The following is a 12526-nucleotide window of genomic DNA, read 5'->3' on the forward strand; positions in this document are numbered from 1 at the left end:
GGTTGCCATGACAACGTTTCATTCATTAACAGTGGCAAAAGTAGAACCCGAAACCCGCGATGCGGTGACCATCACCTTCGCGGTTCCGCAGGCGTTGCAGGAGGCTTACCGCTTTCGTCCCGGCCAACACCTGACCCTGAAAACCAGACTGGGTGCAGACGAACTGCGTCGCTGTTACTCCATCTGCCGGAGTAGCGCGCCGGGGGAGATCAGCGTCGCGGTTAAAGCCATTGAAGGCGGGCGTTTCTCTCGTTATGCCCGGGATGAGATCAAACCGGGCATGACGCTGGAGGTGATGGTTCCCCAGGGGCATTTTGGCTATCAGCCACAGCCTGAACGGGAAGGTCACTATCTGGCGATTGCCGCGGGCTCCGGCATCACCCCGATGCTGGCGATTTTATCCGCCACGCTGGCCGCCGAACCGAACAGCCACTTCACCCTGATCTACGGCAACCGCAGCAGCCAGAGCATGATGTTCCGTCAGGCGCTGGCAGACCTGAAGGATAAATACCCGCAGCGGTTGCAGCTGCTTGCCATCTTCAGCCAGGAGCGGCTGGACAGCGACCTGCTTTACGGCCGTATCGACGGTGAAAAGCTGCAGGCGCTGGCAAAAACGCTGATCAACTTCCGCCAGTACGACGAGGCCTTTATCTGCGGCCCGGCCGCGATGATGGACGAGGCTGAAGCGACCTTAAAAGCGCTGGGAATGGCCGAAAAATCCATTCACCTTGAGCGGTTCAATACGCCGGGCACGGCCGTTAAGCGCGCGGTGAGCGTGCAGGCGGAAGGCCAGAAGGTGATCGTGCGCCAGGACGGACGTGACCGCGAGATCGTCCTCACGGCGGACGACGAGAGCATTCTTGATGCCGCCCTGCGCCAGGGGGCGGATCTGCCGTATGCCTGCAAGGGAGGCGTCTGCGCCACCTGTAAATGCAAAGTGCTGCGCGGCAAGGTGGACATGGCGACCAACTACAGCCTGGAGCCGGACGAACTGGCCGCCGGGTATGTGCTGAGCTGTCAGGCGCTGCCGCTAACCGCCGACGTGGTCGTCGACTTTGACGCTAAGGGGATGGCATGAGCGAACTTCTGGTCACCCGTTATGACCGCGTGCTGCAACTCACGCTCAACCGGCCGGCGGCACGCAACGCCCTTAACAATGCGCTGCTGACACAGCTTGCAGAACAGCTGGAGGCGGCGGCAAGCGATAACACCCTCTCTGCCTGTGTAATTTACGGCAGCGAGCGCTGCTTTGCGGCCGGAGCCGATCTCAACGAAATGGCAGAAAAAGATCTGCCTGCCACCCTGAACGATAGTCGTCCTCAGCTGTGGAAGCGGATAGACGCCTTCAATAAACCGCTGATTGCCGCCGTGAACGGTTTTGCACTCGGGGCTGGCTGCGAGCTGGCCCTGCTGTGCGACGTAGTGATTGCCGGTGACAACGCCCGCTTCGGACTGCCGGAAATTACGCTTGGGATCATGCCTGGTGCGGGCGGCACGCAGCGCCTGATCCGCTGCGTGGGTAAATCGCTCGCCAGCAAAATGGTACTGACCGGGGAAAGCATTACGGCGCAGCAGGCCCAGCGAGCCGGTCTGGTCAGCGACATTTTCCCGGCCTCGCTGACGCTGGAATACGCCCTGAAACAGGCAGCGCTGATGGCGCGCCACTCGCCGCTGGCGCTACAGGCGGCTAAACAGGCGCTGCGCCAGTCGCAGGAGGTGCCGCTGCAGGCGGGTCTGGCGCAGGAGCGTCAACTGTTCACGCTGCTCTCGGCCACGGAAGACAGGCGAGAAGGCATCGACGCCTTCTTACAGAAACGTACTCCCGACTTTAAAGGACGCTAATTGTGGAATTTATTCTCAGTCATGTAGAGCAAGGCGTAATGACCCTGACGCTGAACCGTCCGGAGCGTCTGAACAGCTTTAACGATGTGATGCACCAGCAGCTTGCAGAATGCCTGAAGCAGGCCGAGCGCGATGAGACGATCCGCTGTCTGCTGATCACCGGCGCAGGGCGCGGCTTCTGTGCCGGGCAGGATCTGAACGACCGTAACGTCGACCCGAACGGTCCGGCGCCGGATCTGGGGATGTCCGTCGAGACCTTTTATAACCCGCTGGTGCGTCGTCTGGCTGCGCTGCCAAAACCGGTGATTTGCGCGGTCAACGGCGTGGCGGCAGGAGCAGGAGCCACGCTGGCGCTGGGGTGCGACATGGTGATTGCCGCGCGTTCCGCCACCTTTGTGATGGCCTTCAGCAAGCTGGGGTTAGTCCCGGACTGCGGCGGAACCTGGTTCCTGCCGCGCGTGGCCGGACGTGCCCGCGCCATGGGGCTGGCGCTGCTTGGCGACAAACTGAGCGCCGAACAGGCGCACGCCTGGGGAATGATCTGGCAAGTGGTGGATGACGACCAGCTCTCCAGCACGGCGCAGCAGCTGGCGCTGCACTTTGCCTCGCAGCCCACCTTTGGGCTGGGGCTGATCAAGCAGGCGCTTAACGCCGCGGAAACCAATACCCTGGACGCACAGCTTGACCTGGAGCGCGATTATCAACGGCTGGCCGGACGCAGCGACGATTACCGCGAAGGCGTGAGCGCCTTTCTGGCGAAGCGCGTGCCGAATTTTACGGGGAAGTAAGATGCTGAACATTCGTACTGTCGCCGTCATTGGAAGCGGGACAATGGGCGCCGGAATAGCCGAAGTCGCGGCAAGCCATGGGCATCAGGTGATGATGTACGACATCGCCTCAGACGCCATTTCCCGCGCCATTGACGGCATTCGCCAGCGCCTGGCCTCCCGGGTGACGCGGGGCAAACTCACTGAGGAGGCCTGTGGGCAGATCCTCGCCCGGCTGACCCCGGTCACGGATATCAGTGCGCTAACCGCGGCGGACCTGGTGATAGAAGCCGCCTCCGAGCGCCTTGAGGTGAAAAAAGCGCTGTTTGCCGAACTGGCGGAGATCTGCCCGCCGCAGACCCTGCTTACCAGCAACACATCTTCTATCTCGATCACGGCGATTGCGGCGGATATCCGTCATCCCGAGCGGGTGGCAGGCCTGCATTTCTTTAACCCGGCACCGGTGATGAAGCTGGTGGAGGTGGTGAGCGGGCTGGCGACCTCGCCGGAAGTGGCCGACGCGCTGTGCGAGCTGGCGCTGAACTGGGGGAAACAGCCGGTGCGCTGCCAGTCAACGCCGGGCTTCATCGTAAACCGCGTGGCGCGTCCGTTCTATTCCGAAGCCTGGCGCGCGCTGGAGGAACAGGTTGCAGCCCCTGAAGTGATTGATGCGGCCCTGCGCGAAGGCGGCGGTTTCCCGATGGGGCCGCTGGAACTGACCGATCTGATTGGGCAGGACGTTAACTTCGCCGTGACCTGTTCGGTGTTTAACGCATTCTGGCAGGAGCGGCGTTTTCTCCCTTCACTGGTGCAGCAGGAGCTGGTACTGGCGGGGCGACTGGGCAAAAAAAGCGGGAAGGGCGTTTACGACTGGCGCGGCGAATCGCCACAGGTGCCATGGCTCGACGCGATCAACGACAGCTTTAGCCCAATGCGGGTTGAACGAAAGCGTGACGGTGTCACGGAAATCGATGATGTGTTGCTAATTGAAACGCAGGGCGAAACCGCTCAGGCGCTGGCGCTGCGCCTCAACTGCCCGGTGGTGGTGGTTGATCGCATTGAACGCGACGTGGCGGTGATTGCGTCGGCAGCCAGCAACCCGCATACCGCGACGCAAAAAGTCATCCGCTACCTGCAACAGCAGGGAAAGCGGGTGGTGCAGATTGCCGATTACCCTGGCCTGCTGGTCTGGCGCACGGTGGCGATGATTGCCAACGAAGCGCTGGATGCGCTGCAGAAAGGGGTCGCCAGCGAAAAAGATATCGATACCGCCATGCGTCTGGGCGTGAACTACCCGTCCGGGCCGATTGCCTGGGGCGAGCGGCTGGGCTGGCAACGTCTGTTAACGCTGCTGGAAAACCTGCAGCGTCATTACGGTGAAGAACGTTATCGCCCCTGTTCACTGCTGCGCCAGCGTGCGCTTCTGGAGAGTAGCTATGAGTCATAACGCCTGGCATAACGCCCGCACCATGTACGAACAGGATGCCTGCGCGCAGGCAATGGGGATGGACATTATCGACATGGACGAAGGTTACGCAGTGGTGACCATGACCATCACCCCGCAGATGCTTAACGGCCATAAAACCTGCCACGGCGGACAGCTCTTCTCGCTGGCCGACACCGCGTTTGCCTACGCCTGCAACAGCCAGGGGCTGGCGGCGGTGGCCTCTGGCTGCACAATCGATTTCCTTCGACCGGGCTTTGTCGGAGACAAGCTGACCGCCACCGCGCGGGTTAAGCATCAGGGCAAACTGACCGGCGTATATGACATCGAAATTCAGAACCAACAACAGAAAACCGTCGCTCTCTTTCGCGGAAAATCCCACCGCATCGGCGGCAATGTGACAGGAGAAGCCTGATGCGTGACGCATTTATTTGTGATGGGGTGCGAACCCCGGTGGGGCGGTACGGCGGGGCGTTATCCGCCGTACGCGCGGACGATCTGGGCGCCATACCGCTGCGTGCCTTGCTGGAGCGCTATCCGCAGCTCGACCCGGAGCGGATTGATGATGTGATCTTCGGCTGCGCCAACCAGGCGGGGGAAGACAACCGCAACGTGGCGCGTATGGCGTCGCTGCTGGCCGGGTTGCCGCAGACCGTCTCCGGCACGACGATCAACCGCCTGTGCGGCTCGGGGCTGGATGCGGTTGGCTTTGCTGCACGCGCCATAAAATCCGGTGATGGCGATCTGCTGATTGCCGGTGGCGTGGAGTCGATGTCCCGCGCGCCGTTTGTGATGGCGAAAGCCACCGCGGCGTTTCAGCGCCAGGCGGAGATCTTCGATACCACCCTTGGCTGGCGATTTGTGAATCCGCTCATGCATCAGACGTTCGGAACTGACAGCATGCCGGAAACGGCAGAGAATGTAGCTGAATTGTTAAATATCAGCCGTGCCGATCAGGATGCGTTCGCGCTGCGCAGCCAGCAGCGTACCGCCCTGGCGCAGCAAAACGGCATTCTGGCGCAAGAGATTGTGCCGGTGCTGGTGCCGGGGAAAAAAGGGACCGTCACGGAGGTCTCTGTTGATGAGCACCCGCGCGCCGACACCACGCTGGCGCAACTTGCCGCCCTGAAAGCGCCGTTTCGTAAAAATGGCGTCGTTACCGCAGGTAACGCTTCTGGGGTGAACGATGGCGCCGCTGCACTGATTATCGCCAGCGAGCAGATGGCGCTCGCACAGGGGCTTGTGCCGCGCACGCGGATTGTGGCCATGGCCACCGCAGGCGTGGAGCCACGTCTGATGGGGCTAGGGCCGGTGCCCGCCACCCGTAAAGTGCTGGAGCGAGCGGGGCTCAGTATTAACGAGATGGATGTGATTGAGCTGAACGAAGCCTTCGCCTCGCAGGCGCTGGGCGTGCTGCGTCAGCTGGGTTTGCCGGACGATGCCGCACACGTCAATCCGAACGGAGGGGCCATTGCGTTAGGCCATCCGCTGGGAATGAGCGGTGCCAGGCTGGTGCTGGCCGCGAGCAATGAATTGCATCGACGCCACGGGCGCTACGCGCTGTGTACGATGTGCATCGGTGTGGGTCAGGGCATTGCCATGATCCTTGAGCGTGTTTGAGCGAACAATAATGTGAGTACCCTGCGATGATAAATACAACAAAGCTTGATCTGATCGAAACCGCGTCCATTGACGAATTACAGGCGTTGCAGACCCAACGTCTGAAATGGACGCTGAACCACGCCTATAACAACGTGCCGATGTACAAACGTAAGTTTGATGCCGCGGGCGTTCACCCTGACGATTTCCGCGAACTGGCCGATATTCGCAAGTTCCCGTGCACCACCAAGCAGGATCTGCGCGATAACTATCCGTTCGATACCTTCGCCGTACCGATGGAGCAGGTGGTGCGTATTCACGCCTCCTCCGGCACAACCGGGAAACCGACCGTCGTGGGCTATACCCAGGGCGACATTGACAACTGGGCCAATCTGGTGGCCCGCTCCCTGCGTGCCGCCGGGGGCAGCGCGAAGGACAAAATCCATGTGGCCTATGGTTATGGTCTGTTTACCGGCGGGCTGGGCGCTCACTACGGTGCCGAGCGTTTAGGGGCCACGGTGATCCCGATGTCCGGCGGCCAGACCGAGAAGCAGGCGCAGCTGATCCGCGATTTTAAGCCGGATATGATCATGGTGACGCCTTCCTACTGCCTCAACCTGATTGAAGAGCTGGAGCGCCAGATGGGTGGCGATGCCAGCGCCTGCTCCCTGCGCGTGGGCGTGTTCGGTGCCGAGCCGTGGACCCAGGCGATGCGTCATGAGATCGAAAAACGGTTAGGCATTACGGCGCTGGATATCTACGGCCTTTCGGAAGTGATGGGGCCGGGCGTGGCGATGGAGTGTCTCGAAACCGCCGACGGCCCGACCATCTGGGAAGATCACTTCTACCCGGAGATCGTCAACCCGAACGACGGCACCCCGCTTAATGACGGCGAGCAGGGCGAACTGCTGTTCACCACGCTGACCAAAGAGGCGCTGCCGGTGATCCGCTATCGCACCCGTGACCTGACCCGTCTGCTGCCGGGTACCGCCCGCACCATGCGCCGCATGGACAGGATCAGCGGTCGCAGTGATGACATGCTCATTATCCGCGGTGTGAACGTCTTCCCGTCGCAGCTGGAAGAGGAGATTGTGAAGTTTGAGCATCTCTCTCCGCATTACCAGCTGGAGGTGAACCGTCGGGGGCATCTTGATTCACTTTCTGTAAAAGTGGAGCTGAAAGAGAGCAGTCTTTCGCTGACCCACGAACAGCGCTGTCAGGTCTGCCATCAGCTGCGTCATCGCATAAAATCGATGGTCGGGATTTCCACGGACGTCATGATCGTTAACTGCGGCAGCATCCCGCGCTCGGAGGGGAAAGCCTGCCGGGTGTTTGACCTGCGTAAAGTGGCGGCCAACGGTTGAATTATCCTCATTCTACGTTCCCTCTCCCACAGGGAGAGGGTGTATTGAGTTCCCTCTCCCTGTGGGAGAGGGTTAGGGTGAGGGTCTATCCAGGATTCGTATGCTATGATTCATCCAGGACAAAAACACCAACAGAATGAATCACATGAAACTCGACGCCTTTATTCAGCATGCGGTCAGTTCGGTTCCCATCAGCGGGACGTCGCTAATCTCTTCATTATACGGTGATGCGCTTTCCCATCGCGGCGGCGAGATCTGGCTTGGCAGCCTGGCCGCGTTGCTTGAAGGGATGGGTTTTGGCGAGCGCTTCGTGCGAACCGCGCTGTTTCGGCTCAATAAAGAGGGCTGGCTGGATGTCTCCCGCATCGGGCGTCGCAGCTATTACCGCCTGAGCGACAAAGGGCTGCGTTTAACCCGCCGGGCGGAGAATAAGATCTACCGCGCGGAGTTGCCCGCCTGGGATGGTAAATGGCTGCTGCTGCTCTCCGAAGGTCTCGATAAAACCACGCTTGCCGATGTGAAAAAACAGCTAATCTGGCAAGGGTTTGGCACGCTGGCGCCCAGCCTGATGGCTTCGCCCTCGCAGCATCTGGCGGATGTGCAGTCGCTGCTTCATGACGCGGGCGTGGCGGAAAATGTCATCTTCTTCGAAGCCCATTCACCGCTGGCACTTTCCCGCGCGGCGCTGCGTTCCCGCGTTGAGGAGTGCTGGCAACTGACCGAACAGAACGCGATGTACGAGACGTTTATTCAGTCGTTCCGTCCGCTGCTGCCGCTGCTGAAAGAGGCTACGCCGGAAGAGCTTACGCCAGAGCGTTGCTTCCACATCCAGCTGTTACTGATCCACTTTTATCGTCGCGTGGTGCTGAAAGATCCGCTGCTACCAGAGGAGCTACTGCCTGCGCACTGGGCGGGTCAAAGCGCACGACAGCTTTGCATCAACATCTATCAGCGTGTGGCACCGGGAGCGCTGGCGTTTGTCAGCGAGAAAGGCGAAACCTCGGTGGGTGAACTGCCCGTGCCCGGCACGCTTTATTATCAACGCTTTGGTGGTCTTGCGACCGCATAAGGAGTGAGGATGCCTGTTTATCAAATTGACGGTCTGACGCCGGTGGTGCCAGACGAGAGCTATGTCCACCCGACAGCGGTGCTCATTGGCGATGTGATCCTGGGGAAAGGTGTGTATGTCGGCCCCAATGCCAGCCTGCGCGGCGACTTTGGCCGTATTGTGGTGAAAGATGGCGCGAACATTCAGGATAACTGCGTGATGCACGGCTTCCCGGAGCAGGATACGGTGGTGGAAGAGGACGGCCATATCGGCCACAGCGCCATTCTGCACGGCTGTATTATCCGCCGCAACGCCCTGGTAGGGATGAACGCGGTGGTGATGGATGGCGCGATTATCGGTGAGAACAGCATCGTCGGCGCGGCGGCGTTTGTGAAGGCGAAAGCCGAGATGCCCGCTAACCATTTGATTATCGGCAGTCCGGCGAAAGCGATTCGTGAGCTGAGCGAACAGGAACTGGCCTGGAAGCAGCAGGGCACGCGCGAGTATCAGGTGCTGGTGGAGCGCTGTAAGCTGACGATGCATCAGGTGGAGCCGCTGCGCGAAGAAGAGCCGGGACGCAAACGACTGACGTTTGATGAGAATTTACGGCCGAAATCGGCGGTGTGAGCGGGGGGAATGTATATTACCGGGCAAGGGAGCATCCTGTGACATTACTCATACGACAAGCAACATCAGCAGATTCAGTATTACTCAGTGAACTGGGCTATCGCATCTATCCCGCGCACTTTAAGCATCTGTGGAAGTCGGAATCAGAGCTAAACGATTTTCTGAAGTCCGAATATTCTGTTGCGGCGATAGAACAGAGTCTGAGAGACAGCGGCACAACCTGGTATGTGGCGGATCTTGATCAGCCGATTGGTTTTATGAAACTGACATGGGAAGCCACAATCCCTGATATCGACATCAGCGGTGTTCTTCTTAATAAACTCTATCTTGATCCGACTAAGACGAGTAATCACTACGGTCAGAGCATGTTTAGCCGCGTCATCGAACTTACCCGCAGTCATGGCAAAAAATTTCTGTGGCTCGAGGTGCTTGAACAGAATGAACGTGCCCGGCGATTTTATGAAAAGCAGGGGATGCGGTTTATCAAGGATACGGTTTTCGAAACAGCGTCGCAGCAAAGTGTATTGAAGATCATGGGAATGGAGTTATAGCTTTCCTTTGCTTATAGGGGGCTTTTGTCTTCGTCAGACAGGGATTATTGGTTCTGAAAGAGGGATAGATCTGGCTATGCGGGCTCATCAACAGCACAAGTCACGTAAATTGTATCGTAGCGTCAACACGACGACACGACACTATTCTAACAACCCTGGCGCTGAGTATCGCTGGGAACGTAATCGTAAAAAATCCGGGGATGAGCTGCTGGTAACACGTGAAACTATGCACAGTGGACAAAAGCGAGGACGTGACTACACGCCATTGTTTTACTTTTTGCTCAAACAGATTGGCAAGCGGTGGGATGACGTTTTCAGTGAAGTTTGTGGACGTCTTGATACTACCGAGCCTGTGTTCTGGTTAGTCGCGATGCATGAGCATCAGCAAAGGGATTTAGTCTGTATTGGCGATAGCAGCTTTTATCCGGGCCTGTTTGTTGATGAGAATGGTGTTTTACAACAGGTTAACCCATCGATCAGTGCCAGGGATGTAGAGGTGACTTGCCGATGCTGTACGCACACCTTTATTGGTGAGCCTGTGCCCAGGAGGGAGGAGTGAAATATGGGCTGTTGCGCTACATACCCTGATGAAGTAAGTCAGGATATTTGCCGGATAAACCTCCAATAATTTACGTGGCCGGGATCCATTCAACAATAGTTCTTGCCAACTCCCTGGGCTGTTCGAGCGGAATCATATGGCCGCAATCCAGAATGATTCTTAACGACGCATAAGGTATGGCTTCGACCAATTCTTCTGCCTCCTTCATCGAACGGATGGCATCATCTTCACTGGCGATAACCAGTGTTGGACAACGTATCGTTGCAGAAGGTATACCTTGCCTGGACAAGGATGATTGCGTGATGAAGGCTTCAAATCCCAGAGAGCATCCCATTTTCTGGATAGCTGAAATCATATCCTGATTTGATGTGTTTAGAGGGTGGAGTGACCGGGCAATAGCATGTCTGCTCAGCCCCTTAAACGTTGTGGGGGACAATGACTGCACGCTTTTCCGCTTGGCTTCAGCCTCTAACGGCGTATCTTCCCGTAAGGAACTGGCAATAAGCACTAAGGGCTCTACACGTTCAGGGAATTCTGCTGCCAGTTGCCGGGCAATATACCCTCCCATCGAAAAACCTATCAAAGAAAACTTCTCAGGCAGAAGAGTAATCAAATGCTGCACTACATCATGAATGGTTCGTCCTTCAGTTACAGCTGCATGATGAACAATACAGTTTGACGGGAGGTATGTTTCAAATTCATGCCAAAGCATTTCATTCAGCATAAACCCGGGAATTAAAACAATTTTACGCGGCTTTAAACTCATAGGTCTCGCTTAAATGCATCAGTGTATTTAATGGATTAGACAGGTTAAAAATATCTTACTAACTGCGACAATATCAAATTTCGGCCCTGGATAGGCGTTGTCTATTTCACAGAGTTTCTGAACGTTTCTAACGTCCTCCCAGGCTTCCTCCACCATCAACAGGCAGCACTACGCCAGTAATAAAACTCGCTTCTGGTGATAAAAGAAAGGCTATTGCTGAAGCCACTTCAGCAGGAGAACCCAGTCTGCCCATTGGGATTGTCGATAAAATACGTTGTTCTGCTTCACTTCCTACAGGTCGTGTTTTATGAAAAAGCTCTGTCGCTATTGGCCCAGGAGCAATCGCATTTGAGGTGATCCCGAATTGAGCAAGCTCTAATGCCCAGGTCCGTGTACAACCTACCAGAGCACTTTTTGCTGCTGAGTAAGCTGTTCGGTCAATCGCACCGTAGATGGCACGGCTACATACATTAACTATTCTTCCCCAGCCTCTGCTCTTCATGTTGCCGATGAGCGCTTGTGTTATTTGAACTGCCACCCGTACGTTTATATCCATGACCTTCAGGAACGTTTGAATATCAATGCCTCCAAGTTGTTGAGGTAAGGCTACACCCACATTATTTACAATGCCGTGAATTTCGTGATTTTCGACTATTTTCAATAAAATTAAGTTAGTCTCATCAGCGCTACTCAGGTCAGCCGTATATAAAATCCCCGGAAAGCTGGCATCAACATTACGGGCAATACCCACAACCTGGTGACCCTGTTCTGATAATTTGTCACTGAGTGCTCTTCCTATCCCTTTTGTTGCACCAGTGATTAGATAAGTGCGATAAGGCCCCATATTAAAATCCTCAGTTTCGTTTGGCAGAATGAGAATCCAATGCTAACTGAAATCCCATTTTTACTAACCCTCTATTAGGCTAGCAGAATAATTGCCAACGTTTGCTCCTCGCTCAAAGCCGATGCTCACGCAGGAACAGAATGGCGTATTGGTACACATGCCAGCCTGCAATCATGACCTGTCAACCTGACGCGATACGTTCCTTATCCCTATCAAGTGCCGCCCCGTCATCTAACACGGGGCGGGAATTGGCGTTCCATCCAAACAAATCAGAAACTGTACGTAACCTTCAAACTTCCCGTCGGCGAGGTTTTTCGCTGAACAATCGGGCTGTCGGCTGCATCCCCCATCAGCTGCGTAACGCCTGCGCCAGCAACCACGCTCCAGCGTTGGGTGAGCTTGTGCGTCCAGTCGAGATTCGTTGACCAGGCATAAATTCCGGCGCCAGCGTCATATCGGGCAAACCCGGATGCGGCGGACTGGGATGCATTCACCCCGTAGTAAGTCTGCATGTACTTGCTGCTGCCCCAGCTACCGGTCAGCGACAGCGTCACCGCGTTGTTCGGTGAGGTAAAGAGCGGGCTGGAAATGCCGAAATGCAGCGCTTCGCCGTTGTCTCGCTCCGAAACCGGCACCTCTGCCTGTAATTGCAGATTCAGCCAGTCGGTGACTTTGTACCCCAGCCCTGGCACCACCAGAGCCGAACCTTTGATGTCGCCCATACCGCGCAAATAATCGCTGCCGCCGCTGATCGAATCGCTGTCCACGTCCCGATCCTTACGGCCCGCGCGATAGCTCAGCGCCGCGCTGTAATCCAGGTTGCCGATGTTGTTGCCGTAACCGATCCCTCGCGTGGTGCTGACGAAGAATCCGTTATACATGGCGTAATCCAGCACCACCGCCGTGGTGGCGCGGTTTTTATCCGAACCCGAATAGCGGGGCGCAACATCCACGCCTCCGCCTAAGGTCAACACGTTATCCTGTTGTTCTGCGGCCAGTACCGGGGTGGCCAGTAATGCCAGCAGCACGCCTGGCACGATGTTCTTCAGACTGAGCCCCGGGAGCGAAAGGGGGAACGAGTGACGCAGTTCGATATGTCTCATTAAAGAAGTCCT

General features: G+C 57.0%; 14 protein-coding genes. 11 read left to right on the top strand and 3 right to left on the bottom strand.

All coding sequences use genetic code 11. The annotated features are described in order from the left end of the window. Positions 1 to 7: 7 nt before the first annotated feature. The 11 genes from paaE (at position 8) to ACQG22_RS10825 (ending at position 9801) form a co-directional block, all read left to right on the top strand. A complete protein-coding gene (paaE, locus tag ACQG22_RS10775) occupies positions 8 to 1078 on the top strand; it encodes a 1,2-phenylacetyl-CoA epoxidase subunit PaaE (RefSeq protein ID WP_094915804.1) in 1071 nt (356 codons plus the stop codon). After that, positions 1075 to 1842 carry a 2,3-dehydroadipyl-CoA hydratase PaaF gene (gene paaF / locus ACQG22_RS10780; protein WP_129328302.1) on the top strand — a complete coding sequence of 256 codons (768 nt, stop codon included), beginning with the start codon at positions 1075 to 1077 and terminating at the stop codon, positions 1840 to 1842. Before paaE ends, paaF begins: the two co-directional genes overlap by 4 nt. Further along, positions 1842 to 2630, top strand: coding sequence for a 2-(1,2-epoxy-1,2-dihydrophenyl)acetyl-CoA isomerase PaaG (gene paaG, locus ACQG22_RS10785; protein ID WP_369706529.1), 789 nt, complete (start codon positions 1842 to 1844; stop codon positions 2628 to 2630). Before paaF ends, paaG begins: the two co-directional genes overlap by 1 nt. 1 nt (position 2631) lies before the next feature. Continuing rightward, positions 2632 to 4056 carry a 3-hydroxyacyl-CoA dehydrogenase PaaH gene (paaH, locus tag ACQG22_RS10790; RefSeq protein ID WP_248048014.1) on the top strand — a complete coding sequence of 475 codons (1425 nt, stop codon included), beginning with the start codon at positions 2632 to 2634 and terminating at the stop codon, positions 4054 to 4056. Then, positions 4046 to 4468 (top strand): hydroxyphenylacetyl-CoA thioesterase PaaI, encoded by a 423-nt coding sequence (gene paaI, locus ACQG22_RS10795; protein ID WP_013096754.1) that lies wholly within the window; start codon positions 4046 to 4048, stop codon positions 4466 to 4468. Before paaH ends, paaI begins: the two co-directional genes overlap by 11 nt. Then, positions 4468 to 5673, top strand: coding sequence for a 3-oxoadipyl-CoA thiolase (gene pcaF, locus ACQG22_RS10800; protein WP_369706514.1), 1206 nt, complete (start codon positions 4468 to 4470; stop codon positions 5671 to 5673). Before paaI ends, pcaF begins: the two co-directional genes overlap by 1 nt. A gap of 26 nt (positions 5674 to 5699) precedes the next feature. Continuing rightward, positions 5700 to 7016 carry a phenylacetate--CoA ligase PaaK gene (gene paaK, locus ACQG22_RS10805; protein ID WP_369706513.1) on the top strand — a complete coding sequence of 439 codons (1317 nt, stop codon included), beginning with the start codon at positions 5700 to 5702 and terminating at the stop codon, positions 7014 to 7016. Positions 7017 to 7152: 136 nt separating this feature from the next. Beyond that, entirely contained in the window at positions 7153 to 8085 is a 933-nt protein-coding gene (paaX, locus tag ACQG22_RS10810) for a phenylacetic acid degradation operon negative regulatory protein PaaX (RefSeq protein ID WP_029883661.1), read from the top strand. A 9-nt stretch (positions 8086 to 8094) separates the two neighbouring features. Continuing rightward, a complete protein-coding gene (gene paaY / locus ACQG22_RS10815; protein ID WP_048972411.1) occupies positions 8095 to 8691 on the top strand; it encodes a phenylacetic acid degradation protein PaaY in 597 nt (198 codons plus the stop codon). Positions 8692 to 8729: 38 nt separating this feature from the next. Continuing rightward, on the top strand, positions 8730 to 9242 hold the full coding sequence (locus ACQG22_RS10820) for a GNAT family N-acetyltransferase (protein ID WP_161669030.1): 513 nt from the start codon (positions 8730 to 8732) through the stop codon (positions 9240 to 9242). 76 nt (positions 9243 to 9318) lie between these two features. Further along, complete coding sequence (locus tag ACQG22_RS10825; protein ID WP_114518757.1) at positions 9319 to 9801, top strand: hypothetical protein; 483 nt, start codon at positions 9319 to 9321, stop codon at positions 9799 to 9801. A 70-nt stretch (positions 9802 to 9871) separates the two neighbouring features. Here the strand turns inward: ACQG22_RS10825 and ACQG22_RS10830 are convergent, their stop codons facing one another. The 3 genes from ACQG22_RS10830 to ACQG22_RS10840 form a co-directional block, all read right to left on the bottom strand. Continuing rightward, a complete protein-coding gene (locus ACQG22_RS10830; RefSeq protein WP_369706512.1) occupies positions 9872 to 10567 on the bottom strand; it encodes an alpha/beta fold hydrolase in 696 nt (231 codons plus the stop codon). 127 nt (positions 10568 to 10694) lie between these two features. Beyond that, positions 10695 to 11411 (bottom strand): SDR family oxidoreductase, encoded by a 717-nt coding sequence (locus tag ACQG22_RS10835; protein ID WP_369706511.1) that lies wholly within the window; start codon positions 11409 to 11411, stop codon positions 10695 to 10697. 269 nt (positions 11412 to 11680) lie between these two features. Continuing rightward, positions 11681 to 12514 carry a MipA/OmpV family protein gene (locus ACQG22_RS10840; RefSeq protein WP_369706510.1) on the bottom strand — a complete coding sequence of 278 codons (834 nt, stop codon included), beginning with the start codon at positions 12512 to 12514 and terminating at the stop codon, positions 11681 to 11683. Between the last annotated feature and the right edge of the window lie 12 nt (positions 12515 to 12526).

It is taken from the genome of Enterobacter cloacae complex sp. 309I3 (assembly GCF_050031595.1).
GTDB classification, from domain to species: Bacteria; Pseudomonadota; Gammaproteobacteria; order Enterobacterales; family Enterobacteriaceae; genus Enterobacter; species Enterobacter cloacae.